This is a genomic window from Bifidobacterium sp. UBA744, assembly GCA_002298605.1.
Lineage (GTDB): Bacteria > Actinomycetota > Actinomycetes > Actinomycetales > Bifidobacteriaceae > Bifidobacterium.
Window position 1 is genome coordinate 23,208 of sequence record DBKS01000053.1, and the last position, 25,219, is coordinate 48,426.

General features: G+C 62.0%; 21 protein-coding genes and 1 other RNA gene. 17 read left to right on the forward strand and 5 right to left on the reverse strand.

Annotation, left to right across the window (positions count from 1 at the left end):
• The first annotated feature begins 235 nt into the window (after positions 1-235).
• From hflX to B2994_RS05430, 3 genes are all read left to right on the forward strand, one after another.
• Positions 236-1,726 (forward strand): GTPase HflX, encoded by a 1,491-nt coding sequence (gene hflX, locus B2994_RS05420; protein ID WP_414630646.1) that lies wholly within the window; start codon positions 236-238, stop codon positions 1,724-1,726.
• A gap of 193 nt (positions 1,727-1,919) precedes the next feature.
• Positions 1,920-2,879: an L-lactate dehydrogenase gene (locus tag B2994_RS05425; RefSeq protein WP_291527354.1), complete on the forward strand. Its 960-nt coding sequence runs from the start codon at positions 1,920-1,922 to the stop codon at positions 2,877-2,879.
• A 198-nt stretch (positions 2,880-3,077) separates the two neighbouring features.
• The gene (locus B2994_RS05430; protein ID WP_414630647.1) at positions 3,078-4,031 is read left to right on the forward strand and encodes a cation diffusion facilitator family transporter; all 954 of its coding nucleotides are present in this window, start codon (positions 3,078-3,080) and stop codon (positions 4,029-4,031) included.
• A gap of 44 nt (positions 4,032-4,075) precedes the next feature.
• Here B2994_RS05430 and lexA read toward each other — a convergent pair whose 3' ends face one another.
• Entirely contained in the window at positions 4,076-4,801 is a 726-nt protein-coding gene (gene lexA, locus B2994_RS05435) for a transcriptional repressor LexA (RefSeq protein ID WP_291527355.1), read from the reverse strand.
• Positions 4,802-5,080: 279 nt separating this feature from the next.
• On the opposite strand from lexA, the gene B2994_RS05440 reads away from it, so the two are divergent.
• Both B2994_RS05440 and nrdR read left to right on the forward strand, forming a co-directional pair.
• On the forward strand, positions 5,081-5,335 hold the full coding sequence (locus B2994_RS05440) for a LysM peptidoglycan-binding domain-containing protein (RefSeq protein WP_291527356.1): 255 nt from the start codon (positions 5,081-5,083) through the stop codon (positions 5,333-5,335).
• Positions 5,336-5,411: 76 nt separating this feature from the next.
• A complete protein-coding gene (gene nrdR / locus B2994_RS05445) occupies positions 5,412-5,861 on the forward strand; it encodes a transcriptional regulator NrdR (RefSeq protein WP_291527357.1) in 450 nt (149 codons plus the stop codon).
• 165 nt (positions 5,862-6,026) lie between these two features.
• On the opposite strand, the gene serA is transcribed toward nrdR, so the two are convergent.
• Positions 6,027-7,226 (reverse strand): phosphoglycerate dehydrogenase, encoded by a 1,200-nt coding sequence (serA, locus tag B2994_RS05450; RefSeq protein WP_291527358.1) that lies wholly within the window; start codon positions 7,224-7,226, stop codon positions 6,027-6,029.
• 115 nt (positions 7,227-7,341) lie between these two features.
• Positions 7,342-9,627, reverse strand: a complete 2,286-nt coding sequence (locus B2994_RS05455; protein ID WP_291527359.1) for a HelD family protein — start codon at positions 9,625-9,627, stop codon at positions 7,342-7,344.
• A gap of 320 nt (positions 9,628-9,947) precedes the next feature.
• Here B2994_RS05455 and mraZ point away from each other — a divergent pair, with 320 nt between their 5' ends.
• From mraZ to B2994_RS05515, 12 genes are all read left to right on the forward strand, one after another.
• Entirely contained in the window at positions 9,948-10,445 is a 498-nt protein-coding gene (mraZ, locus tag B2994_RS05460) for a division/cell wall cluster transcriptional repressor MraZ (protein WP_291527360.1), read from the forward strand.
• The gene (gene rsmH / locus B2994_RS05465) at positions 10,445-11,473 is read left to right on the forward strand and encodes a 16S rRNA (cytosine(1402)-N(4))-methyltransferase RsmH (RefSeq protein WP_291527361.1); all 1,029 of its coding nucleotides are present in this window, start codon (positions 10,445-10,447) and stop codon (positions 11,471-11,473) included. The genes mraZ and rsmH overlap by 1 nt, the downstream gene beginning before the upstream one ends.
• Complete coding sequence (locus tag B2994_RS05470) at positions 11,473-12,003, forward strand: hypothetical protein (protein ID WP_291527362.1); 531 nt, start codon at positions 11,473-11,475, stop codon at positions 12,001-12,003. The genes rsmH and B2994_RS05470 overlap by 1 nt, the downstream gene beginning before the upstream one ends.
• Positions 12,000-13,805: a peptidoglycan D,D-transpeptidase FtsI family protein gene (locus B2994_RS05475; RefSeq protein ID WP_291527363.1), complete on the forward strand. Its 1,806-nt coding sequence runs from the start codon at positions 12,000-12,002 to the stop codon at positions 13,803-13,805. Before B2994_RS05470 ends, B2994_RS05475 begins: the two co-directional genes overlap by 4 nt.
• Positions 13,806-13,837: 32 nt before the next feature.
• A complete protein-coding gene (locus tag B2994_RS05480) occupies positions 13,838-14,722 on the forward strand; it encodes a UDP-N-acetylmuramyl peptide synthase (RefSeq protein ID WP_291527364.1) in 885 nt (294 codons plus the stop codon).
• Positions 14,723-14,789: 67 nt separating this feature from the next.
• Positions 14,790-16,331, forward strand: coding sequence for a UDP-N-acetylmuramoyl-tripeptide--D-alanyl-D-alanine ligase (locus B2994_RS05485; protein WP_291527365.1), 1,542 nt, complete (start codon positions 14,790-14,792; stop codon positions 16,329-16,331).
• A 55-nt stretch (positions 16,332-16,386) separates the two neighbouring features.
• Entirely contained in the window at positions 16,387-17,490 is a 1,104-nt protein-coding gene (gene mraY / locus B2994_RS05490; protein ID WP_291527366.1) for a phospho-N-acetylmuramoyl-pentapeptide-transferase, read from the forward strand.
• A 15-nt stretch (positions 17,491-17,505) separates the two neighbouring features.
• A complete protein-coding gene (murD, locus tag B2994_RS05495) occupies positions 17,506-18,960 on the forward strand; it encodes a UDP-N-acetylmuramoyl-L-alanine--D-glutamate ligase (protein ID WP_291527367.1) in 1,455 nt (484 codons plus the stop codon).
• Positions 18,961-19,048: 88 nt separating this feature from the next.
• The gene (locus B2994_RS05500; RefSeq protein ID WP_291527368.1) at positions 19,049-20,221 is read left to right on the forward strand and encodes an FtsW/RodA/SpoVE family cell cycle protein; all 1,173 of its coding nucleotides are present in this window, start codon (positions 19,049-19,051) and stop codon (positions 20,219-20,221) included.
• A gap of 95 nt (positions 20,222-20,316) precedes the next feature.
• The gene (locus B2994_RS05505; RefSeq protein WP_291527369.1) at positions 20,317-21,489 is read left to right on the forward strand and encodes a UDP-N-acetylglucosamine--N-acetylmuramyl-(pentapeptide) pyrophosphoryl-undecaprenol N-acetylglucosamine transferase; all 1,173 of its coding nucleotides are present in this window, start codon (positions 20,317-20,319) and stop codon (positions 21,487-21,489) included.
• A 39-nt stretch (positions 21,490-21,528) separates the two neighbouring features.
• Complete coding sequence (gene murC / locus B2994_RS05510) at positions 21,529-23,166, forward strand: UDP-N-acetylmuramate--L-alanine ligase (protein ID WP_291527370.1); 1,638 nt, start codon at positions 21,529-21,531, stop codon at positions 23,164-23,166.
• Positions 23,163-24,128 carry a cell division protein FtsQ/DivIB gene (locus B2994_RS05515; protein ID WP_291527371.1) on the forward strand — a complete coding sequence of 322 codons (966 nt, stop codon included), beginning with the start codon at positions 23,163-23,165 and terminating at the stop codon, positions 24,126-24,128. The genes murC and B2994_RS05515 overlap by 4 nt, the downstream gene beginning before the upstream one ends.
• Positions 24,129-24,226: 98 nt before the next feature.
• On the opposite strand, the gene dtd is transcribed toward B2994_RS05515, so the two are convergent.
• Both dtd and ssrA read right to left on the reverse strand, forming a co-directional pair.
• Positions 24,227-24,709: a D-aminoacyl-tRNA deacylase gene (dtd, locus tag B2994_RS05520; protein WP_291527372.1), complete on the reverse strand. Its 483-nt coding sequence runs from the start codon at positions 24,707-24,709 to the stop codon at positions 24,227-24,229.
• 58 nt (positions 24,710-24,767) lie between these two features.
• Positions 24,768-25,164: a transfer-messenger RNA gene (ssrA, locus tag B2994_RS05525) on the reverse strand.
• Positions 25,165-25,219: the final 55 nt, after the last annotated feature.

Here is a 25,219-nt window from a genome sequence, read left to right on the forward strand (position 1 = left end):
GCTGGGTTGGGGCTGCCGCCGGTCCATCCGCTTGTTCCCGGGGCCGTGTGCGTTCCGTTGCGCGTTCATACCTATGATCCGCCTCTTCGATTCCGATTGGTCATGTCTTCTTCACTGATGATAATAAGGTGCTAATGGGAACCGGCATGGAATATGCTGATACGCGCGTTGAACGGCGCAGGATCAGCCTCTGGCCGTGTCGTGGAGTGAGAGTGGCTATTGCTGAGAGGTGCAGTTGAGTCCGAATGAATTCACCCCGGATGAGGGGGACGCCGGTGATGTCGATGTGCTCGGTGAGCATTCCGAGGTGCTGCTTGACGAAGGCGATGACGTCGCGGCGGCTCAACGGCACGACATTGCATGGCAGGAGCGCCAGCAGCGCAATGAGCTCAAGCATGTTGAGGGTTTGGGCGAGCTGCGGGACGTCACCGAGGTCGAATACCGCAAGGTGCGGCTTGAGCGCGTGGTGCTGGTGGGCGTGTGGTCGAGCGCGGTGACCACGCAGGCCAAGGCCGAGGAATCGCTCAGGGAGCTTGCGGCGTTGGCCGAAACCGCCGGCGCGGTGGTGTGCGACGGTTTGCTGCAGCATCGGCTGAAGCCCGATTCGGCCACGTACGTGGGTTCCGGCAAGGCGCGTCAGATCGCCGGCATTGTGGCGCAGCACGAGGCCGACACGATTGTGGTCGATGATGATCTCGCGCCCTCGCAGCGGCGTGCATTGGAGGATGTCGCCAAGGTGAAGGTGGTGGATCGTACCGCGGTGATTCTCGACATTTTCGCCCAGCATGCCACATCCCGGGAGGGCAAGGCCCAGGTGGAGCTGGCGCAGCTGGAGTACATGCTGCCTCGTCTGCGTGGCTGGGGCGGTTCGCTGTCCCGCCAGGCGGGCGGTCGCGCCGCGGGCGCCGATGCCGGCATCGGTTCGAGGGGGCCTGGCGAGACCAAGATCGAGATGGACAGGCGCGTGATCCGCTCGCGCATCGCCCGTCTGAAGCGTCAGATTCGCGATATGGCGCCGGCGCGCGAGGTGAAGCGCGGTTCGCGGCGCCGGTATGGGCTGCCCACGGTGGCCGTGGTCGGCTACACCAATGCCGGCAAGTCCTCGCTGACCAACCGGCTGACCGGTTCGGGGGAGTTGGTGGAGAACGCGCTGTTCGCCACCTTGGATACGGCTGTACGCCGTGCCACGGCTCGCGATGGCCGTCGCTACGCCTATGTGGATACCGTGGGGTTTGTGCGCAGGCTGCCCACGCAACTGGTCGAGGCGTTCAAATCCACCCTGGAGGAGGTCGCCGAGGCCGATGTCATCCTCCATGTGGTTGACGGCTCGCATCCCGACCCCTTCTCCCAGATCGACGCGGTGAACGCTGTGCTTGCCGATATTCCCGGTGCTGAGGCGATTCCGCGCGTGATCGCTTTCAACAAGGCGGATCGCATTGACGAGGCGACCTATGGGCGTCTGCGCCGCCTGGAGCCGGAGGCGTATATCGTGTCCGCCTCGTCGGGGGAGGGGCTGGATGCGCTGAGGGCCGGCGTCGAGTCCCTGCTGCCGGTGCCGAATGTGCATGTTGAGGCGTTGCTGCCCTATAGTGCTGGGTCGTTGCTGTCGCGCGTGCGGGAGTATGGCCATGTCGATTCCATCGAATACGTCGCGGAAGGTGTGCGTGTCGAGGCCGATGTGAATGATCGCATGGCCGCGCAGATCGTCGACCGGTCGATCGGCTGATCGGTCTGCAGGCCGGGCGCACGGAGGATTCCCACCTTGGCGTGTGAGCGATAACAGGTGTTGAGAGCACTGGGATCTCGAATGTTACGGAATGATGTTTTTCTCGTCACCCTCTGTGATTAGAGTATGCCGAGGAATGGAAACATGTTGCGGCTCGCAGGGTCGGGTCGCGTGAGGAGAGGTGAGACACACTATGTCGAATTCGTCCAAGCCCACGAAGCTGGCCATTATTGGCGCGGGTGCCGTCGGTTCCACCATGGCGTTCGCAGCTGCCCAGCGTGGCGTTGCGCGTGAAATCGTGCTCGAGGACATTGCCAAGGACCGTGTGGAGGCCGAGGTGCTTGATATGCAGCACGGCTCCAGCTTCTATCCGACGGTCTCCATCGACGGTTCCGACGACCCGGAGATCTGCCGTGATGCGGATATGGTGGTCATCACCGCCGGCGCCCGACAGAAGCCCGGCCAGTCCCGCCTGGATCTTGCCGGCGCGACGATCAACATCATGAAGTCCATTATCCCGAATCTGGTGAAGGTCGCCCCGAACGCCATCTTCATGCTGGTCACCAATCCGGTTGACGTGGTGACCCATGTGTCCATGAAGCTTTCGGGCCTGCCGGCAAACCAGATCTTCGGCTCCGGCACCAACCTGGATTCCGCCCGTCTGCGCTTCCTGATCGCCCAGCAGACCGGTGTGAACGTCAAGAACGTGCATGCTTACATTGCCGGTGAGCACGGTGATTCCGAGGTGCCGCTGTGGGCTTCCGCCACCATCGGCGGCGTGCCGATGTGCGATTGGACTCCGCTGCCGGGCCATGATCCGCTGGATGCCGCCAAGCGCGAGGAGATCCACCAGGGTGTGAAGAACGCTGCGTACAAGATCATCGAGGGCAAGGGCGCGACCAACTACGCCATCGCCATGTCGGGCGTCGATATCATCGAGTCCATCCTCAACGACACCAACCGCATTCTGCCGGTGTCCTCGCTGCTGGACGACTTCCATGGCATCTCCGATGTGTGCATGTCGGTGCCGTCGCTGCTGAACCGCTCCGGCGTCAACACCCACATCAACACCCCGGTTTCCGATCATGAGCTGGCTATGCTGAAGCGTTCCGCCGAAACGCTGAAGGAGACCGCCGCCAAGTTCGGCTTCTGATAGGTGGCTGCTGGGCGCGTGCCTTGGTTGGGTTCCGCGTTCTGCTGTGCACGTGTCTTCCCGTGACGTTTGCCTCGAATGCGGCAGGGCGTCACGGGTTTTCTTGTTCTGTTGGCGGTGTCCCGTGCGTGGGCTTGCGGGTTGTGGGCGGTCGCTGTATTTTCAATAAGGAATTTTTATTGAGAATTGAGGTGGCTGATGGTCGATCCGTGTGATCATGGTGAAGTGGCCGGAGGTGCCGGAGGGGGTTCCGGTGTGGATCATCAGCGACGCCTGATGATGACGTTGGGGTTAACCGGCGTGGTGTTTGTGGCTGAGGTTGCGGGCGCCGCGCTGACTCAGTCGCTGGCCCTGTTGGTTGATGCCGGTCATATGCTCACCGATGTGTCCGTGCTGGTCGCTTCCGCGGTGACCGCGGTGCTGATGCGGCGCGAGCCTACTGCCGAGCGTACCTGGGGTTGGGCTCGTCTGGAGGTCATTACCGCCGCCGGCGGAGCGGTGGTGCTGCTTATTGTCGGTGTGTATGCGTTGGTGGAGGCGGGTATGCGCCTTGTCGGGCATGGCGCCGGTGGCGTGCGTGACGTCGGGTTGCTGCTGTGCTTTGGTGTGCTGGGGTTGGCGGCCAATGTCGGTTCCATTGGCATTCTCGCCTCGCAGCACAATGACAATATGAATATGCGCGCGGCATTCCTGGAGGTGTTGAACGACGCGCTGGGTTCGATTGCCGTGGTGATTTCGGCATTGGTGATGATGTCTACCGGTTGGGGAGGTTTTGACGCCGTTGCCGGTGGCGTGATCGCGCTGCTTATGATTCCGCGTGCCGTCAGACTGCTGCATAACGCGGTGAGGGTGTTGCTTGAGGAGACTCCCGAGGGATTGGACCTCGATGCCGTTCGCGCCCATTTGGAACGCGTGGATCATGTGGTGGCGGTTCATGATCTTCATGCCAGCACGGTGTCGACGGGGCTGCCGCGGTTGACCGCCCACGTGGTGGTCGAACGCGGCATGACCATGGATCAGGCCGTCGAAGTGCTCCGCGCATTGCAGGAATGCCTTAAGGATCATTTCCCCGTGGCTGTTGAGCATACGACGTTTCAGTTGGAGCCTGAGGGGTATCGGACTGCGGCAAGCGAGCCGCAGACTCACGCTTAGGTATGTTTCACGTTGCGGCCGTTGCCGCTGGCGTGCGGCGTCGGTCAGATTTTGCGCAGCACGGTGACGACCTTGCCCATGATTTCGGCGTGCGTGCCGTCGATGGGTGAATAGGAGGGGTTGTGTGGCATCAGCCAGACGTGCCCGTTCTCCTTGCGGAAGGTTTTGACGGTTGCCTCGTCGCCGAGCAGGGCTGCGACAATATCTCCGTTGACGGCCGAATGCTGTTCGCGCACCACCACGAAATCCCCGTCGCAGATGGCCGCGTCGATCATGGAGTCGCCGTGCACTTCCAGCATGAACAGATTACCGGTGCCGGTGAGTCGTTCCGGCAGCCGCATCACGTCGTCGATATGCTGCTCGGCGGTGATCGGCACGCCGGCGGCGATGCGGCCGACGAGCGGTATGTCGCGTGACTGGGCGATCGAGTCGGGTTCGTCCTCGGCGTGTTGGACGGGGAAGGGGAGGATCTTCGGCGAAGCGTGTTGGGGGGCGGGCTGTCCGGCGGGGGCTTCTATCAGTTCGATCGCCCGCCCCTTGTTGGCGTTCATGCGCAGGAGGCCCTTGTCGGCCAGCGCCTCCAGCTGATGCTTCACCGATGAGGGGCTTTTCAGTCCAGCGGCTTCGCCTATTTCTCGAAACGAAGGGGCGAATCCGTGTTCCCGAACATGAGCGCGAATGGCGTGAAGGACTTTGCGCTGCCTGTCGGTAAGCGTCTGATCGCCCGCGTTCGCGCCGACCTGCTCGGGTTTGAATGGGATCGTGCTCACGATTGGCTCCTTTCGTCGTGATGTCCAGTGTAGCGTGGGCCGACCATAAAATCAAACATCTGTTCGATGTTGCATCGGCGTGTCGTCGAACAAATGTGTCATCATAGTACATACGTTCTATAGTACAGACGTTCGAATCTTGATGACGAAAGGGGTGGTCTGATGGTATGGGGAACAAGGGCCGCTGTAGGCACTGTGTCGCGTATCGCCGGAGCGACGAGGGGGCGAATGCGGCGGCGCGCCGATTGCGTCGCACCACGTCGCGTGGCGGTCGCGTGTATGGTCGCGGCGCTGCCGTGGTGCGCATATGCGGCCATCATGCCGAGTGCCGATCTCAGGTCGGGATCAGAGGCAATGGTCACATATACCGTTCAACCGGGCGATACACTTTGGGGATATGCCGCCCACGCGACGCCCGTCGGCGGTGATGTGAATGATTCCATAGATGCTTTGATGAAGATCAACCATCTCGATTCGGTTGCCTTGTCCGTTGGCCAGCAGATCAAAGTGCCGGTTGATGGAGTGCGATCATGATGCCCAATGAGGCGGCAAACGCCCAAATCATCGTTCCTTGTGTCGAATGGAGCGGAGGATGGGATACTGTAGAAGTATGCATTGTCCCTTCTGCCAGAATCCTGACACCAAAGTCGTCGATACGCGCATCAGTGAGGATGGGCACGCGATTCGTAGGAGGCGTGAATGCCCGAAATGCGGCAAACGCTTCACCACAATGGAAACGTCCTCCCTGCTGGTGCTGAAACGCTCCGGTAACGCCGAGCCGTTCAGCCGTGACAAGGTGATTTCCGGCGTGCGCAAGGCCTGCCAAGGGCGGCCGATCCGGGAAGAGGACCTGAAACAGCTTGGACAGAAGGTGGAAGAGGATCTCCGATCTCGGGGTTTGGCCCAAATCGATTCAGACGAAGTGGGTCGCGCGATCCTGAAGCCTCTGCGAGATCTTGACGAAGTGGCATATCTGCGGTTCGCGTCGGTATATCAGAATTTCAACTCGCTCGCCGATTTCCAGACCGCCATTGACAGGTTGAAGCAGCGCGACGCATGAGCGTTTCATTGCCTGCGCGTTGATTGGCCATCGCGGTTGATGACCAATCAACGCGCCTTACCGGCATATTACATATCGGTAAGGCGCGCTCGTAATGCCGTCGTGAGTCATGGCTGATATACATTGCCCTTGCTCACGACACTTTGATCACGACAACAGGCGCTGCTATTCCACGATGCGCATCCTGATAGTGCCTTCAAGATGCGCTAGGGCGTCCAGCGTGGCATTCGACGGCAGCGTGGCCACATCGGTGACCACATATCCCAGCTCGCCTTCGGTGGCCAGCGATTGCGCGGTGATGTTGATGTTTTCTTCGCCGAGTACGTGGTTGACACGTGCAAGCACGCCAGGCAGGTTCTGATGCAGATGCGCGATGCGTGCCGAACCCGTGTGCGTGCCGAGATTCAGCTGCGGCAGATTCACGGAAAGCGAGGTGGAGCCCTTCTCGAAATAGTCCTCCAGCCGCTGGGAGACAAAATGTCCGATTGATTTCTGCGCCTCCAAGGTGGAGCCGCCGATATGCGGTGTGAGAATCATATTGTCCTCTTCAGCCAACGGGGTGGTGAAGGGATCTCCGCTCTTTTTCGGCTCGACGGGGAATACGTCAACCGCGGCTCCGGCAAGATGGCCTGAATCCAAATGGCGTTTCAGGGCGTCGAGATCGGCGACGAAGCCTCGCGACAGATTGATGAAGATCGCACCCTGCTTCATGTGGGCGAACTGATCCTCGCCGAAGAACCCCGTGTTGGACTTGCGGCCGTCCACATGCAACGTGACCACGTCGGACTGTTCAAGCAGTTCGTTCAGGGTGCTGCAGCGGACGGCGTTACCCAGTGCGAGCTTTTCCTCGATGTCGTAGAACACCACATGCATGCCGAGCGCCTCGGCGAGCACGGACAGCTGGGAACCTATGTTGCCATATCCGATGATGCCCAGGGTCTTGCCGCGCACCTCATGCGAGCCGGAGGCGGATTTGTCCCACATGCCATGCTTGATATGATGCGTGTGCGCGGGGATGCGACGGAGCAGGCAGATGATGTCGCCGACCACCAATTCCACCACCGAGCGGGTATTGGAATAGGGGGCGTTGAACACTGCGATGCCTCGTTTGCCTGCGTAGGCGAGATCTACCTGGTTGGTGCCGATGCAGAAGCATCCCACGGCGGTCAGGTTCGGCCTCGCGTCCAGCACTCGTGCGGTGACATTGGTTTTGGAGCGAACGCCAAGCACGTCAACGCCGTCCAGTGCGTCGATGAGCTCGTCTTCGGACAGGGCGCCCTTCAGGGCCTCGACTTCAAAGCCATGGTTGCGCAGGCTCTCGGCGGCGCAAGGATGGATGTTCTCCAACAATAATGCTTTAGGCATGTCTCTCACTTTAGTAGGACGGGCGGCTTTCCCGACACCGTTCGACGGAATGCCTCATTTTTTCGAATAAGGCGTCATGCGACGGGACCGTGCCGGGGCTGCGAAGGGGACGTCTTCAGTTTTGCAGCGGCAGGTCCTTGGCGTCGCGTTCGGTCCGCACTATGGTCAGGCGTTGGGTGGGCCGCGTCATCGCCACATAGAGATCCGATGCCGCCACCAGGCGCGACGCCGCATCGTTCTCGATTTCCCCGGGCTGCATCACCACCACCGCATCATATTCGAGGCCCTTCACCGCTTCGGTGTCGCATACCACAACCTGGCGGTCCCAATCGCTTTGCGATTCGAATCTGGCGGCATTGGTCTCGCCGAAAGTTTTGAGCAGGGACTTGGACACGGCTCGTTTCAGTGTCGCAAGTCGGCCGGTCGGGGCGATAACCGCCACACGTCCGGTCCCGTCGGAGGAGACGAACTCCTGCGCGAGCCGCGCCGCTGTTTTGGCCGTGCGGCGAATCAGGTCGTCGTCACTGCCCGCCAGCAGCTGCTGCACGGATCCGGGCACTTGGCGCACCGCGTTGACCGTCGAAATGTACAGGCCTTCGGCGGTGGCGAACGCAGCCGCCATATCCGACACCTCCTGGGGATTGCGGTAATTGATCGTCAACTCGTTGAGATCCCAGTTGTCGTGGCCGAAGAGCGGATTCAGCGTTTTGGCCCAGTGGCGGGTTCCTCCCAGCGCGGAGGTTTGCGCCACATCGCCCACGATGGTGAACGAACGGGACGGGCAGCGCCGGATCAGCATGCGCCAATCCATGGCCGTCAGCTCCTGCGCCTCGTCGACCACGATATGTCCGTAGGTCCATTCGCGGTCGGAGGCTGCGCGCTGGGCGGCCGTCTCGTCGTCCAGCCCGTTGATCTGGTCGACCAGCATCTGCGAGGTGACGATGCCGGAGCCGATGCCCGCCTGGGCGAGCGTATCTCGGGCGTACGCCTCCTCCTCGGCGCGTTGCGCGTCGGCCGCGGTATTGCGGGCGGCCAGCTTCGGGTCGGCACCCAGCAGCTCGAACGCCTCGTCAAGCAGGGGGACGTCCGAGCGGGTCAACGGCGCGCCTTTGGGGCGGGTGAGCGCGGCGACGTCGGCGTCCGACAGCCAGGGGGCGAATCGCTTCAGCCGCTTGGGCTTGGCGAACATATTGTCGATCAGCCAGGGGGCGGTCATCGGAAGCCATGCCAGATTCAAGGTCTTGCGCACCCTGTCGTTCATGCGCAGCAGCGAAGTGGTGCGATTCAGCTCCGACTGCTCGGGTGTGTAGTCAAGCTGTTCCGCGTATCGGGACGTCATGGCGCGCAGCATGGATTTGACGAAGGTTTCGCGCGCCTTGTTATGTGGTTGCCGGGTTCGTTTGGCATCCAGTTGCGCCTGCTCGATGTCGGTGGCGGTCATGGGCACCAGGAATCCGTTCACCGCCACCGTCGGCAGGTCTTTGGGCACGCGAATCCGCGCGGCGATCGCGTTGGCCACGGCCGAAGCCATGCGCTTGTCCCCCTTGAGCTGTGCCGCGCGGGGGGTGTCGGTCGCCGTGGCCTCGATGCCGGGAATCAGATCCGCGATGGTGCGTGACACTACGCCCGTCTCTCCCAGTGAGGGCAACACCTGATCGATGTAATGCAGGAATGCGGGAGACGGGCCGACCACCAGCACGCCGGAGTGTTCGAGCATGCGGCGGTGAGTATACAGCAGATAGGCGGCGCGATGCAGCGCCACAGCCGTTTTGCCGGTGCCGGGGCCTCCCTGCACCACCACGGCGCGATTGAGCTCGGTGCGGATGATGCGGTCCTGCTCGGCTTGGATCGTGGCGACGATATCGGTCATCTTGCCAGTTCGACGCGAACTCAGCGATGCCAGCAGCGCCCCCTCGCCCGTCAACGTACCGGCTTCGGAGGCCTCGCCCACACGATCGGCATGAACGTCGAGCACCTCATCTTCGACGCCGACGACTTTGCGGAAGCTGAGGGTGATGTGACGTCGCATCACAATGTCGCCATGGTGGGAGGGCGTCGCCTCATAGAACGGGCGGGCCGCATCGGCTCGCCAGTCGGTGAGGATCGGCTCGTGCTCTTCGCTCGACAGTCCGATACGCCCGATATACCGGCGCTCGCCGGCCGCGGTGTCAAGTCGGCCGAACACCAGACGATCCTCCACGGCGCGCAACTGCGTCAGACGATCCTCATACATCGTGGCGAAGGAATCGCGTTCGGTGCGCTGGGTGGGGGATCCGTGCGATCCCGCGGCGCGAACCGCGTCCAACCGCTGTCTGGCCTGGGCCCGCAACCCGTCCAGCCGCTTGTATGCGCGGTCCACCGCCTGCTGCTCTTCGCTCATTTGGGACGCATAACCCGGCATGCTGTATTGCGCTCCTGTTCTGCTTGGTACACGAAAAACTAGGACAACCAATTTACTCCCATGGGTCTACCCAGCAGCGTCGCAGTTCCGGTGCCGAATTGAATTCTTGGTGAATTCGTCGGTTGATGCGTTGTCCGTTTTCGGCTTGCGGCGAAGACGTACTGCCCGGCTGGCTGCCCGGGTGCGGCGATGTGCAGGAAAAGGGAAGCTTTTACCAATTTGGTGGGGGATTTTGGTGAAGTGTGGAGTAAAGTGGGGGACGTTGCTCGAAGTGTGTGTGAATCAACCCGGGTGCAATAACAAAAAAGGAGGTGGAGGCCGTGGACGAACTGACGAATAATGGGGGGAATGACAGCAGCGCGTTCGGCGGTCTGCTGCCTCCGCTGCTGTTGGGCACCTACACTCCGAAAATCGACGCCAAGGGCCGCATGGCGCTGCCGGCTAAGTTCCGTTCCCAACTCGGCGATGGCCTGGTGATGGCCCGTGGCCAGGAGCGCTGCGTCTATGTGTTGCCCGTGAGTGAATTCCGTCGCGTGGCGGCTCAGATCCAGCGCACGTCCTTGGGCAACAAGGCCGCACGCGAGTATCTGCGAGTGTTTCTTTCCGGAGCAACCGATGAGGTGCCCGACAAACAGGGACGCGTGCTGGTGCCGCAGATGCTGCGAGACTATGCCAACCTGGGTAGCGACATTGTGGTGATCGGCGTTGGCACCCGTGCCGAAATCTGGAATAGGGACGCCTGGGAATCCTATCTCGAAACCAAGGAAGAGGCGTATTCCGATATCGCCGATGACGTATTGCCGGCGGTGGAGTTCTGATGACCGATCGCACAACAGTTCCCGAATCAATTGATCTGGCGGCCATCCATCAGCCGGTGCTGCTGGATGATTGCGTGTCGCTTGTCACCCCGGCGCTGAATCACCCGGACGCCGTGGTGGTTGACTGCACGCTGGGGTTGGCCGGACATTCCACGGCCTTCCTGAAGGCGGCGCCCCAAGCGCGTCTTATTGGCATCGATCGTGATGCCGAGGCGCTGGGGCTTGCCACGCGGCGCATTGCCGAGGCTGGTTTTTCGGACCGGTTCACGCCGGTTCACGCGGCTTTCGATGTGTTGGCCGACGTACTTGACAGTCGCGGCATCGAGCAGGTGGACGCCGTGTTCATGGATCTGGGCCTTTCGAGCCTGCAGATCGACGAAACGGACCGAGGTTTCTCATATTCCCATGACGCGCCGCTGGACATGCGTATGGATCCGACGCAATCCCTGACCGCAGCGGACGTGTTGGCCACCTATTCCGCGCAGGAGCTGACGCGCATCTTCCGGGAATACGGCGAAGAACGCTTTGCGCGTCAGATCGCATCGCGCATCGTGCGCGATCGCGCCGACGAGCCGCTGACCACCTCCGGGCAGCTCAACCGTCTGGTGGATCGGGTGGTTCCGCAGGCGCATCGCCCTGCCGGCAATCCGGCCAAGCGGGTGTTTCAGGCTCTGCGCATTGAAGTCAATGGCGAACTGGACAAGCTGGCCAGCACCCTGCCCCAGGCTGCCAGCCATCTCGCGGTGGGCGGGCGCATTGTGGTTGAGTCGTATCACTCGCTTGAGGACCGCACCGTCAAGCGTTTCATGGCCCAGGGGCTGAGGGTCGACGTTCCCGCCGGTCTGCCGGTCGTTCCCGAGGACGCGAAGCCGTTTTTCTCGGAGTTGACGAGAGGCGCGGTCAAAGCCGACGAAACGGAGATCGCCGCCAATCCCAGGTCGGCTTCCGTTCGGCTCAGGGGCGTCGAGCTTGTTCGTCCCCTGCCCGAGCGCTGGCGCAGCGCCTTCACCCGAGAGGGGAGGGCCTGATGTCCACATCGTCGCGTTCCGCGCGCTCGGCGCGGTCGTCCCGCAGCGTATCCGCCGCATCCTCCCGTACGGTGAAAACCCGTCCCGACAACGGGGAAGCGCCCGGCCCCGGCAAGCGGGCGGAGCGTCGTTCTGGCGTTTCGCATGATCGGAAGGGCAACGCCGTCTCACTGGCTGGTGGAGCGAGAACAATAGTGCTGTGGGTTATGAACCGGAGGTCGCCGTTCCTGCCCACGATCGTGGCCGCACTGTTTCTGGTCGGCACGCTATTGGGCACGCTGGCCTTGCGCACGTGGATGGTGGAGGACTCGTTCGAGGCCACGCGTCTGGCTCGTTCCATCAACAATCTCAAGCAGGATGCGCAGGAATATCAAAACCAGCTGGATCGTTTGGAGGCTCAGTTGCCGGCCAAGGCGCAGAAATTGGGAATGGTGCCGCAACAGGGGTCCATTGCCATTGACCTCAATGGGTATCAGCCCCCGGCGGATTCCCCGGAGCAGTCGAGCACACAGGAACAGGAGGCACGATGATTGCGGCGTTCCGTCGTTTCCTGAACTCCCACACCCCTTTCTTCAACCGCGTGCTGGCCGTTTCGCTGGTGTTCGCAGTGGTGGCATGCGTGGCCTTCGGCCGCCTGGCATGCATCCAGTTGCTTGAGGGTGCGTCCACCGCGCAGGCGGCTACCGACAGCCGGACCACCAAGACCACGCTGTACGCCCAGCGTGGATCCATCGTGGACACCAATGGCACGGTGCTGGCCCAGAGCGTTGAGCGGTACACCATCATCGGAGATCCCCTGATGGCTTCGAGCTTCACGCCGATCGACTGCGGAACCAGTCAGGCGAAAGCGACCGGATACTGCCATAGCATCAACGGCCAGAATGTCGGCGAAACCGGTCCTGCTGCCGTCGCAAGGCTGCTGGCGCCGCTGCTTGGGCAGAATGCCATGGAGCTGGGGGCCAAATTGACCGGAACCTCGCGTTATGTGGTGCTTGCCAAAGACGTGGAGCCCTCGCTGAAGCGACAGATCGACGAGCTGCATCTTTCCAGCGTGATCAGTGCCCAAAACGCCTCGCAGCGCGTCTATCCCAATGGCACATTGCTGGGGTCGCTGCTGGGCGGCGTCGACGATTCCGGTTCCGGAGTGGCGGGCATCGAGCAGATGGAGAACCAGGCTCTGACCGGCACGGACGGTTACGAGATCTATCAGCAGGGCGATACCGGCCAGAAAATCCCCGGCACGCAGACCCAATCCGTCGCCCCAGTGAACGGTTCCACGGTCAAGCTCACCATAGACCGCGACGTGCAGTGGTATGTGGAGAAAACCATCAAGGAGGCCAAGGACCAGTACAAGGCCGCTTGGGGTCTCGCCGTGGTGTCAGATCTGAACGGCAACATCATCGCGCTGGCCGATTCCGATCAGTATGATGCGGGCAGTACCGAGGCCAAGATGCATGTGTCGCGTGTGGGAACCGAACTGTTCGATCCGGGCTCCACCGGCAAGGTCATCACGATGGCCGGGCTGCTGCAGGAGGGGCTGCACAAGGCGAGCGACAGGTTCTCGGTGCCGTCCACCATCACGGAGGACAACCAGACGTACAAGGATTCGCACGAGCATGGGACCAGCAAATGGACGCTGGCCGGTATTCTTGAGAATTCGTCGAATGTCGGCATGATCATGGCCTCCAAGGATTATTCGGACGGCAAGCGTTACGAGTACCTCACCAAATTCGGCGTGGGACAGTCCACCGGACTGAATCTGCCGGGCGAGTCGAGCGGTTCGCTGACCACCCCCGATCGCTGGGATCGCCGTACGCGCAATACCGTGCTCTTCGGCCAGGGATATTCGGTGACAGCCCTGCAGCTGACCAATATGGCCGTGACGATCGCCAACAAGGGCGTCAAACCGTCATTGAAGCTGGTGCAGTCGGTGACCGACGCCAACGGGCATCAGGTCTCCACGGCCGGTGACGCGGCCACCCGCGTGGTGGACGAGCAGGTGGCCGCCGATGTGCTCAATGCGATGGAATCCGTGGCGGTGAGCTACGAGAAAACCGTGTCGGTTCCCGGGTATCGCGTTGCCGCAAAAACCGGTACCGCCGAGGTCGCCGGCCCCTCGGGCGGGCTGACATCCATCGTGGCGGACTGGGTCGGCATTCTTCCCGCCGACAATCCGCAATATGTGGTTACCGTGGTGCTCAAGGATCCTACCGGCACGTATGGTGGTGTGACGGCGGGACCGGTTTTTGCGCAGATCGGCCAATTCCTGATGCAGAAGTACGAGGTGACGCCTTCCGCGCCACGGACCGATGCCATTGATACGGATTGGTGACGGGTTACGAAAGGTGGCGGGCAGTGGGCTCAGTGAGTGAATCGTTGACGCAGCGCATTACGCTGGAGTCGTTGGCGAGCAGATATGGGTTGTCGCTGGAACCGGCGTTTGCGGCTCCGGTGACGGTGACGTCCCTGACGGACGATCTTGATGATGTTCGTCCGGGCGCCCTGTACATGCCGCTTGATGAGACCCCCACCGCCAATCTGGTGGGGCGCGCGTTGGACCGTGGCGCATACGCCATGCTGGCGCCCGCTGCGTTGCGCGGCGGGTTTGGCGAGACGGACATCCCGGTGCTGTATGGTGATCTCACCGATGCCCAGGTGGGGCAACTCGCTTCGTGGGTGGCGGGCAATCCATCCGAATCCCTGGCCATGTTTGCGGTTTGCGGCCCGCAGGCCGCCGCCACGGTGACCGAGCTGGCCGATTTTCTGCATGTGCTGGGCAACCCCGTCACGCGCGTCAGCGTCCAGGGGTCGTACTGCTTGGACCGTAGGGTCGAATTGCGCTATCCACTGGATGCTTTGCAGGTCCAGCACGTCCTGTCGGTTGGCGCTGAGGATGGTGCGGCCGCGGCCGTTATCTGCCTGGATGACGCGACGCTGAAACGGGGGTCGGTCAGCGGGATGAGCTTCGATGTGCTGGCGGTGGCGGACGACACAAGGCTGACGGTGCCGACACAGCGAAAAATAGTGGAGTATGCGAGGCGGAACTACGGCTTTGCCCTTGACGACAACAGCCATGTCGCGTCTCGAACCAGCGATTCCGACGCCATGGCCCGGCAGGTCGACAGTCTGGACGGAGAGGACCCCAGCGCCGTCAGCTGCCTGTCGACCGCCATCGCCATGGTGATGGCCGCAGGAGTCAAACGCAGCAATATCCGCAGCGCTTTGCGCGTTTCGAGAGAGTTGCGGTAGCGCGGGACGCCGCGTTCTGCAGAATGTAACAAATTGAGCGAACTATCGAAAGGCTGATAGAACCATCATGATGACCATGACCCTATCCGAAATTGCCGAGGCGGTCGGGGGCGACCTTGACTTGTCCGCCGTGGCGGGTGCCGCGCGGACGGCTCAGACGCCGCTTGCCACCACCGTGGTCAGCGATTCGCGACAGGTTGGCGAGGGATCCGTCTTCGTGGCCATCAAAGGCGAGCGGGTGGACGGTCATGACTTCGTCGCCGGTGTGGCCGGGGCCGGTGCGGTGGCGGCCATCGTCGAGCACAAGGTGCCCGAAGCCGCCATTGCGCAGATCGTCGTGGCCGACAGCGTGCGGGCTCTGGGCGCTTTGGCCCGACACAACATCGAACGTCGCAGGGCGTGCTCCGCACCGTTCACCATCGTCGGCATCACCGGCTCGGTGGGCAAAACCACCACCAAGGACCTGCTGAAGGCCATGCTGTCTCAGCTTGGTGGCACCGTGGCGCCGGTCGGCTCGTTCAACAACGACATCGGGCTGCCGCTGACGGCTCTGAAAGTCGACGGGTCCACCCGGTATTTCGTGGCGGAGATGGGCGCGAACCACGTCGGCGAGATCGCCTACCTGACCACGATCGCCCCGCCGGACATCGCGGTGGTGCTGAAGGTCGGTGTGGCGCATCTGGGCGAGTTCGGGTCGGTGGAGCGCATCGCACTGGCCAAGAGCGAGATCATTCGTGGGCTGGTGCCGCACGGGGTATCGGTACTCAACGCCGACGACGCGCATGTCGCGGCTATGGCCGGCATCGCACCGGGTGACGTGATCTGGTTCGGACGGGATGCGCATGCCGCGGACGGACGCATCCCGGTGCTTGAGGCGCGCGATGTGCATCACGACGAGCTTGATCACCCGTCGTTCGTCCTTGCCAAGGGAACGGAATCGGCTGAGGTGCATCTGGCGATTTGCGGCGACCACAATGTGATGAACGCCCTGGCAGCCGCCACGGTGGCCGATCATCTGGGCCTCGGGCTGGCCGACATAGCCCGCGTGCTTACCGACCAGCGCCATATCAGTCCCCATCGCATGGCGGTGAGCGAGGTGCGGCGCGACGACGTGACGTTCACGCTGATCGACGATTCGTTCAATGCCAATCCTGATTCCATGCGCGCCGGACTGGACGGTCTTGCCGCCTGGGGTGCGTCGCGTTCCCGCCAACCCAGCCGCATAGCCGTGCTGGGGTCGATGCTGGAGCTCGGCGACGACGAGCACGAACTTCATCGTTCCATCGGCGCGTACGCGGCCGGTCTGGGAGTGGACGCCCTGATCGCGGTCGGGTCGGAAACCGACGCCTCACTGGATGCGCTCGCCGCTGATATTGCGCGAGGAGCCCGGGAGACCGGTGATGCCGGGCTGACAGTAGAATTGGTGCATACCGCGGCGCAGGCCGATGCCTCGGTGCGCGCCATCGTGGCCCATGCCTGCGATCCGGTGGTGCTGCTGAAGGGATCGCATGCGTCCGGACTGAACGCCCTTGCCGATCAATGGGCTGTGCAGCTTCCGGCGCCCGCCGTCGGCGACGGCGGATCCGCAACGGGTCGTCGGGCGTCATGACGGTCGGAGAGAATCAAGAATCGGGAAACGCTGATATGAGGGGAAAGGACTGGCGGTGATCGCACTCATCATTGGCATGTTGGTATCGCTGATCGTCATCATGGTTGGCACGCCATTGCTTATTCGTCTGGTGCATAAGCTGCATTATGGCCAGTACATTCGTCAGGACGGGCCGAAGTCCCATCAGATCAAACGCGGCACGCCGACATTGGGCGGCGTGGTGATCAACCTGGCCATTGTGCTGGGATGGGGCAGTTCGGCGCTGTACCGGTATCTGCGTTCCGGGGACGTGCCGTCGTGGTCGGCGCTGCTGGTGCTCTTCGCGATGCTGTCGATGGGAGTGCTTGGCTTCATCGACGATTTCGCCAAGGTGCGCAAAAAGCAGAACGAGGGACTGACCGTGCGGGGCAAGTTCATCGGACAGTTTATTTTCGCCACCATCTATGCGGTGCTGGCGCTGATCCTGCCGACGAAATCCGGGTTTCCCAGTGCGCAGCCGGGTATCAGCTACATCGAGCAGCCGTTCTTCACATTCGATTTCGCAGGCCGTGCCGTGGCCATCGTGTTGTTCGTGATCTGGGTGAATCTGCTGCTGACCGCGTGGACCAATGCCGTCAATCTCACTGACGGCCTTGACGGTCTTGCCGCGGGAAGTTCGATGATCGCATTTGTCGGATACGCCGTCATCGCGTTTTGGGAGAGCTACCATATTCGTGGCGGAGGGCATCAGGGCTTCTCCTACGCGGTGTCCGATCCGCTTGATTTGACCATCATCGCGGTGTGCGCCGCCTGCGCATGCTGCGGTTTCCTGTGGTACAACAGCAATCCTGCGGAGATATTCATGGGGGATACCGGCTCGCTGGCACTTGGCGGCCTGTTCGCCGCACTGTCCATCGCCACGCATACCGAGTTCCTGGCGGTGGTTCTTGGCGGCCTGTTCGTCATCGAGGTCTGCTCCGACGTGATTCAGGTGAGCTATTTCAAGATGACGCATAAGCGCGTGTTCAAGATGGCGCCCATCCACCATCACTTTGAATTGTGCGGTTGGCCGGAAACCCGCGTTGTCGTGCGTTTCTGGATGATCGAGCTGATGTTCGTGCTCGTGGCGTTGGTGCTGTTCTACTGGGATTGGGCCTCGCGTTCTGGCCTGCTGTGGTAAAGGAGTTGGGTGACGATGACCGATTTTTCCGATAAGACCGTGCTGGTGGCAGGATTGGGCGTGTCCGGCCGCAGTGTGCGTGAGGTGCTGACGGGACGGGCTCGGCGTGTGCTGTGCGTCGACGAGAAACGCGACGACGCCGATCTGCACTCCTTTGACGAGGTGCCGTGGGACCAGGTCGATGTAGTGATGACTTCCCCGGTGTTCCGCCCGAATTCCCCGTTCATTCTCGAGGCTCAGCACCGCGGCATTCCGGTTGTCTCGGAGGTGGAACTTGCGTGGCGGCTGCGCGCGAGCAACCACGCGACCGGTCGTCCTGCTGGGTGGATTGGCATTACCGGCACCAACGGCAAAACTTCCACCACCGAAATGACGTCGGCCATGCTGTGTGAATCGGGTCTGGATGCCCCGGCTGTGGGCAATATCGGCAAGGCGGTCTCCCATGCCGCCGTCGAATCCTCCCATGATGCGTTGTGCGTGGAGCTGAGTTCGTTCCAATTGCATTTCACCGAGTCTCTGGCATTGGATTGCGCCGCGATCACCAATCTCGCCGACGACCATCTTGACTGGCACGGTGGTTTCGCCAATTACGCGCACGACAAGTCCAAGGTCTATCGCGGCGTAAGACGCACGTTGGTGTACAACGCCGACGACCGGCGCGTGACCGACTTGGCGTTGGCGGCGCATCCGGCCGAGGGGTGCCGGATGGTGGGCTTCACGCTGCATGCTCCCCAGGCCGGGCAGATTGGTGTGGACGACGGCTGGATCGTCGACCGTTCCGGCCTGACCGGGCGACCTGCCGGCGAGGCCGTGCGCATTGCCGAGGTACTGTCGTTCAAGCATCTCTGCGAGCCCGATGGGACCGTATACCCGCATCTGCTGGCTGATGGGTTGGCCGCGTTGGCGCTGGCCCTGGGCTATGGAGTTGCGGTGGAGCCTGCCGTCAAGGCGTTGCGCGGGTTTGCTCCCGGCGGTCATCGCATCGCCACCGTGGCCCGTTTGCAATCCTCGGGGAATCCGGCCGAGGATATCCGATTCGTTGATGATTCGAAGGCCACCAACGCCCATGCCGCTCATGCGTCGCTGGCGAGCTTTGCCCCCAAGTCCGTGGTGTGGATCGCCGGTGGGCTGGCAAAAGGCAGCCGTTTTGAGGATCTGGTGGCCGATCAGGCCCATACCATTGCCGCCGCGGTGGTTATCGGCAGGGATCAGCGTCCCATGCTTGACGCCTTCGCCTCCTCCGCGCCCGAGATTCCGTTGACTATGATCGACCCCGATGCCGACGGTGGCAGCGACACCGTGATGGACCGTGCGGTGAATGCGGCGGGGGCGTATGCCAGGCCGGGGTCCGTTGTGCTGATGGCGCCGGCGTGCGCTTCGATGGACCAGTTCAAGTCATATGCGGATCGTGGAGATCAGTTCGCGGCTGCGGCTGCCCGCTGGGTGCGTGAGCATGCCGAAACGCGCTAGATTGGATACCGGCAAGGTCAATAGACCGGCTCGGTCCTCCCGATCCTTTCGATCGGCTTCGTCGCCCCGGAGGCGGCGTTCGCAGACGGTGAAGTTGAAGCCCGACGGTCGGCGGTACCGTGGCTGGCGCGTGCTGCTGAATCCGCTGTGGTGCTACTGGGGATTCATCGTCTCGGTGATTGTGGTCACCATATTCGGTTTGCTGATGGTGTTTTCCAGCTCTACCGTCAGTTCGGTGTCCAAACAGGAGTCGCCGTGGAGCGAGTTGTTCAGTCAGGGAGTGTATTGCCTGATCGGCGTCGGGTTCGCCGTGGTGGCCATGCACCTGCCCAGGTCGCTGTACCAGCGGTTCGGCATTGTCACCGTGCTCATTGCATGGGTGTTGCAGGCCCTGACGTTTACGCCCCTGGGACGCGGCGCCGGCGGCAATAACGGTTGGCTGTATCTGTTCGGCGTGTCGCTGCAACCCGCAGAGGTGCTGAAACTTGCGCTGTGCATATATCTGCCGCGTTCGCTGATGCTCGCAAAGAGTCGGTACAGGGTGTTGCCGCTGTGGAAGGCCTATGCGCTTCCCCTTGGCATTTTCGTCGTGAGCTTCATGCTGGTGATCGGCGGCAAGGATCTCGGCACCGCCATGATCATCGTGCTCATCGGATTCTTCGCGTTCCTCGTCGGAGAATTTCCCCTGAAGATTCTTGGACTTGCGTCGGTGGTCGGGGCCATTGGCATTGTGTGCATGTTCGTGCTTGGGTCAGGCAACCGCATGTCCCGTATTCAGGCCACCTATGGTACGTGTACGGATACGCAGGGCGTGTGCTGGCAGATCACCCACGGCATGTACGCCATGGGATCCGGTGGTCTGCTGGGCGTGGGATTGGGCAATTCGCGTGAGAAGTGGGGGTATCTGCCCGCCGCCCATAATGATTTCATTTTCGCCATCATTGGCGAGGAACTTGGTTTTGTTGGGGCTGGGCTGCTGATCCTTGGCTTTGTGACGATGGGATGGTGTCTGGTCGTTGTGGCGTTGCAGGCCAGGGACGTGTACCCGCGCATGGTGCTGGTATGCATTGCCGGCTGGATTGTGGGTCAGGCTCTTATCAACATCTGCGTGGTGCTGAAGATACTGCCGGTGATCGGTTTGCCCATGCCATTCGTGTCGTCGGGTGGTTCGGCTCTCATCATGTGCCTGATCGCCGCGGGCGTGGCGGTGCAGATGATGAAGCAGCAGCCGGATGTCGCTGCCGGTTTGGCGAAGGCGTGACGGGCCGCTGTACGACGAATGTTTCGCTCGACAAGTGGACGAATATGCCGGCCATTACCTGCAGGTCGCCTGTTTTGCGATTAAGCTGGGCAACTATGAGTAGTAAGAGAGTGCATGTGGTACTGGCCGGCGGCGGCACGGCCGGTCACGTCAACCCGTTGCTGTCCGTGGCCGGAGCGATCCGCCAGTCCGATCCCGATGCGGTTGTCACGGTTATCGGGGGCAACACCGGGTTGGAAAACCAGTTGGTGCCGGCGGCGGGCTACGAGATGGACACCATCGACAAGGTACCGTTTCCCCGCTCCCTGAACGCGGATGCCTTCGCATTCCCCTTCCGCTGGGTGTCGGAGGTCAGAAGGGTCAAGGCGATTCTTGCTCGACGACAGGCTGACGTAGTGTGCGGGTTTGGCGGCTATGTGTCCGCTCCGGTGTATCGCGCCGCGAAAAAGATGGGTATCCCGCTGGCTTTCCACGAACAGAACGCCAGGGCTGGCATGGCCAATAAGCTGGGTGCCGGATGGGCTGATTTCATTGGCACGGCGTATGCGGACACGGGGTTGAAGCCCGGGGCGCGCACGCGCATGGAACGTGTCGGATTGCCGCTGCGGCCGGCGATTGCCGAACTCGCCGGGCATTTGGAGGAGAACCGTCAGTTGGCGCGCGTGGCGGCGGCTTCCGAGCTTGGCATTGATCCGACCCGCCCGTTGGTGCTCGTCACCGGCGGCTCATTGGGCGCACAGAGTCTGAACGAGGCTGTGGCGTCGTGCGCCGGACAGCTGCTGGAGCATGCCCAGATCATCCATTTGACCGGTAGGGGCAAATTGGCCGAGGTGCAGCGGCTGGTGACCCAGTCCGCCGGTGCCGACGCGCTCAATGGTCTGGGACTTGATACCGTGGGGCAGGGTGATTATCACGCGGTGGAGTATTTGGAGCGCATTGATCGTGCTTTTGCCTGCGCGGATCTGGTGATTTGCCGTTCCGGCGCTGGAACGGTGAGCGAATTGACCGCATTGGGACTGCCTGCCATTTACGTGCCGCTGCCGATCGGCAATGGCGAGCAGCGATTCAATGCACAGCCGGTGGTGGATGCGCATGGCGGTTTGATGGTTGCCGACGAGGATTTCACGTCGCACTGGGTCGCCGGTCATGTTCCCCAGATGCTGGCCGATGCCGAAGCCCTGACGGCTATGGGACGGGCCGCATGGGGATACGGTATCCGAGACGCCGCCCAGATAATGGCCGAACGTGTGTTGAATCTGGTGAAATGATGGTTCGCGCGGCGTGATCCGTCGTGTCGCGCGACCATAATGGACGACGTTGTAATCCGTGCTTTGTCCTCCCACAAGGAGTCTGTCGTGACCGAATCCGCCATTGTGCTTGATCCCACCCATGTGTCCTTCACTCCGGCCGATACCGTAGCCGGACTGGGGGTAACGCATTTTATCGGCATAGGCGGTTCCGGTATGAGCGTGCTCGCCGAGATGCTGCATGAGCAGGGCGTCGCGGTCACCGGCTCCGACCGCGAGGAGGGGGCCAAAACGCGGCGGCTGCGCGAATTGGGCGTCAACGTGTCGATCGGCCAGCGTGCCGACCATGTCGCCGGTGCCTCCACCGTGGTGTTCTCCAGCGCCATCAAGCCGGACAATCCGGAAATCGTGGCCGCTGCCGCCGCGGGTGCCCATATCGTGCATCGCAGCGATATCCTGGCATTGCTGCTGAACGCCAAACGGGGAGTGACGGTCGCCGGTGCGCATGGCAAAACCACCACCAGTGCGTTGCTGGCGCACATACTGTCCGTGGCGGGCACCGGCGCACTCGCCGACCCGAGCTATGCGATCGGTGGATCCATCCAAACGCCGGACGGTGGCGTCAAGGACGGCGGCCACGCGGGCAGCGGATCAGTATTGGTGGCGGAGGCCGACGAATCCGACGGCAGCTTTGAAAAATATCATCCCGAAATCGCCATCGTCACGAATGCCGAGCCGGATCATCTGGACCATTACGGCGACGCGGCGCATTATCACGCGGCATTCGTTGAACACGCACAGCATGCCACCGGGCATGTGATTCTGTGCGGCGACGACGAAGGCGCCGTGGACGTGCTTGAGGCCCTCCCGCAGGACACCGCTCGACGAACCGTCGTATATGGCGTTTCGGTGGCGTCGCTGCCGGAATCGGTGCGTGCCAAGGTGGGGGCACTGGTGACCATCGAATCCGAGGCGGAGACCAGGCAGTCCGGTAGCGAGACCTTTGTCCTTCATATTCCCGCGGGGTTGCTGGGGGAGCCCGCCGGAGAATCCCACGTGCACGTGAGGCTGGCCATTCCGGGGCTGCATAATGCCCGCAATGCCACGGCGGCCATTCTTGCGGCGGCGTTCCTGGGGTTGGATCCGTCCCGGGCCGCCGACGCGGCTTCGACGTTCCGTGGCGCGGCCCGCCGCTTCCAGATCCGCGGTTGCGTGGAGGGCGTCACCGTGGTCGACGATTATGCGCATCACCCCACCGAGATAGCGGCGCTGCTGGATGCCGCGCGTCGTCGCTATCCCGACTCGACGTTGCGCGTGCTGTTCCAGCCCCATCTGTTCTCGCGGACGCGCTTTTTCGCCAGGGAGTTTGCCGAGGCGCTCGCCAAAGCCGACGATGTGATCGTCACCTGCGTGTTCCCCGCCAGGGAAAAGGCGGCCGACTTCCCCGGAGTGGGCGCGCTGACAATTGTCGACGCCGCCGATGGAGTGTCGCATGATCCTGCTGACGGATGGATTATGGCCGTGCAGGATATGTGCCAGGCGGCCAAGATGCTGTGCATGCGCGCGCATCGCGGTGACGTGCTGTTCACCGTGGGGGCCGGCGACATCACGCAGATGTCCACTGTGATGCTGCGGGTGCTTGAGGCGCATCGTGAAATGCATCAGATTCGCAATGCGACCATGCCGGAGCGGCAATGACGGGTCGTGTCGTATCGTCCGCCGCCACTGTCCCGGGCAAGACCGATGAGTCTCAGCCGGTAAAACGCCGTACCGCCCGTTCGGTGGCATCGCAGGCGATGACCGCGTCGAAGCCGGGCGCGTTTGTCGATGCGCGCGACCTGCAATCCGACCAGGCGGTTTCGGACCGGATCGAGGCTTCGCAGACGCAGGGCCCTTTCCGCCGCCCCAAGATCATAGATTTCAAAGCCCGGGGCAGAGAGGAGCGTAAGGCGCAGGCCATCACCATTGCGCTTCGTGCGGGAATCGTCGCGCTTGTCGTGGCGGTATTGTCCGGCATGGTGTGGCTGCTGTTCTTCTCTCCGGTGCTCAAATTGGAGGCGTCTCACATTACGGTGAGCGGGGCCAACGAGTGGGTGAGCGCGGAGGAAGTCGCCACTGTGGCCGAACGCCAGGTGGGACGTTCGCTGCTGGTCGTGTCCACGAGCGGTATCGAGCAGGATCTCAAGGCTCTGCCCGGCGTCACGTCGGCGGAAGTCTCTCGACAGTGGCCCCACGGCGTCGCCATTAGCGTGGCGGCGCAAAAACCGGCCGCCGTGCTGCGATCCTCTGACGGGTCGCTGACCGCGGTGGACAGCCAGGCGCGCGTGCTGAATGCGGTGGGCGCTTCAGTTGACGGCATTCCCGTGGTGGATGTGGACAGCGTCGAGTCCGGTCTGGAATCGAAGGCGGTGCAGCAGACGCTGGAGGTTCTTGCGTCATTGCCGGAATCCTGGCGTCAGCGGATCACCAAAGTCACCGCCAAAACACAGGATTCGGTGACTACGGAGCTGGATAACGGCCAGATCGCGATTGTGTGGGGCGACGCGTCGCAGCTCGCGCTCAAAAAAGCCGAGGTTGATAAGATCATCAACGACCCCGCCGTAATCGGCGACAAGCATCATGTCAATGTGTCATCGCCGAAGAAGCCGATCATCAAATAGTCGCCGTGCCGCGCTCGGGTGATATCCGGCGTCCGGTGGTAACGGTGGCAACGGGCGGCCAGGCGAAAGTTGCCGGTTGGCGGCCGTCTGGGTTTCGGCTAGCGCCCGGCGAGCAGGTCATCGGTGTCCAAGGTGATCGTTACCGGTCCGTCGTTAACCAGTCCCACGCGCATATGGGCGCCGAATCGCCCCTCCCTGACCGGAATGCCCGCGGATCGCAGCAGCTCGTTGAATCGGATCCACAGAACGTCCGCATGGTCGGGGGCGCCCGCGTCGGTGAAACTCGGGCGGTTGCCCCGGCGCACGTTGGCAAACAGCGTGAACTGCGAGATCGAGAGGATCTCCCCGCCGATATCCTGAATGGACTGGTTCATTTTGCCGCGTGCGTCTTCGAAAACCCGCAGATTGACGATTTTGTGGGCAAGCCACTGAATTTCGGCGTCGCCGTCCGTGTCGCTGACGCCCACCAGCAACACGTATCCGGGGCCGATCTGCTGTGGCTCAAAGGTGGGATCAGGTTCCCCCAGACCGTTGAGCACGTCAACGGAGGCTTCGGACACACGCTGCAATACGATTCTCATATCGTCCACCATAGTGGGCGGCATACAAAAAGACCCGCCGTTGCCGACGGGTCTCAAACAGTGGAGCTGCGGGGAATTGAACCCCGGTCCGATGGCCGAACCCTCAGTCTTCTACGTGCGTAGTCTGCTGGCCTTGTGGCAATTGTTCTGCCCCCATCTTTGTCGCAGACAACCGATGGCGGGCATATCTACAGAAAAAGTCCCGATGCCGCCCTGTGGCTCAGCAACATCAGCAAGTCTTCTTAACGACGCTCAGCATCCCCCCAAAGACGAGAGGGAGTGAACGGAGCGGCTGCTCGCTGGTTAATCCTGGCGCGAAGCTCAGGCAGCGAGAGCAAACTCAGTGCGGTTAGATTTAGCACTTATTTGTTTGCAGGGGACATCCACGAGCGGACCCTGCGTTCTCGGCACGCTTCCCTGCGACGAACAGGTCACCGTCGAAACCGATCAGCCCCAATCTTAAATTATCAATCACAGTCCGATGTTCAACCGGACTTTTCAGGATATCGT

What these genes read in the sequence shown, in the direction of transcription:
- B2994_RS05425 (WP_291527354.1), top strand. Translation starts at nt 1,920, where the DNA reads ATGTCGAATTCGTCCAAGCCCACGAAGCTGGCCATTATTGGCGCGGGT.
- B2994_RS05430 (WP_414630647.1), top strand. Translation starts at nt 3,078, where the DNA reads ATGGTCGATCCGTGTGATCATGGTGAAGTGGCCGGAGGTGCCGGAGGG.
- B2994_RS05440 (WP_291527356.1), top strand. Translation starts at nt 5,081, where the DNA reads ATGGTCGCGGCGCTGCCGTGGTGCGCATATGCGGCCATCATGCCGAGT.
- nrdR (WP_291527357.1), top strand. Translation starts at nt 5,412, where the DNA reads ATGCATTGTCCCTTCTGCCAGAATCCTGACACCAAAGTCGTCGATACG.
- serA (WP_291527358.1), bottom strand. Translation starts at nt 7,226, where the DNA reads ATGCCTAAAGCATTATTGTTGGAGAACATCCATCCTTGCGCCGCCGAG.
- B2994_RS05455 (WP_291527359.1), bottom strand. Translation starts at nt 9,627, where the DNA reads ATGCCGGGTTATGCGTCCCAAATGAGCGAAGAGCAGCAGGCGGTGGAC.
- rsmH (WP_291527361.1), top strand. Translation starts at nt 10,445, where the DNA reads ATGACCGATCGCACAACAGTTCCCGAATCAATTGATCTGGCGGCCATC.
- B2994_RS05470 (WP_291527362.1), top strand. Translation starts at nt 11,473, where the DNA reads ATGTCCACATCGTCGCGTTCCGCGCGCTCGGCGCGGTCGTCCCGCAGC.
- B2994_RS05475 (WP_291527363.1), top strand. Translation starts at nt 12,000, where the DNA reads ATGATTGCGGCGTTCCGTCGTTTCCTGAACTCCCACACCCCTTTCTTC.
- B2994_RS05485 (WP_291527365.1), top strand. Translation starts at nt 14,790, where the DNA reads ATGATGACCATGACCCTATCCGAAATTGCCGAGGCGGTCGGGGGCGAC.
- murD (WP_291527367.1), top strand. Translation starts at nt 17,506, where the DNA reads ATGACCGATTTTTCCGATAAGACCGTGCTGGTGGCAGGATTGGGCGTG.
- B2994_RS05505 (WP_291527369.1), top strand. Translation starts at nt 20,317, where the DNA reads ATGAGTAGTAAGAGAGTGCATGTGGTACTGGCCGGCGGCGGCACGGCC.
- murC (WP_291527370.1), top strand. Translation starts at nt 21,529, where the DNA reads ATGGACGACGTTGTAATCCGTGCTTTGTCCTCCCACAAGGAGTCTGTC.
- B2994_RS05515 (WP_291527371.1), top strand. Translation starts at nt 23,163, where the DNA reads ATGACGGGTCGTGTCGTATCGTCCGCCGCCACTGTCCCGGGCAAGACC.
- dtd (WP_291527372.1), bottom strand. Translation starts at nt 24,709, where the DNA reads ATGAGAATCGTATTGCAGCGTGTGTCCGAAGCCTCCGTTGACGTGCTC.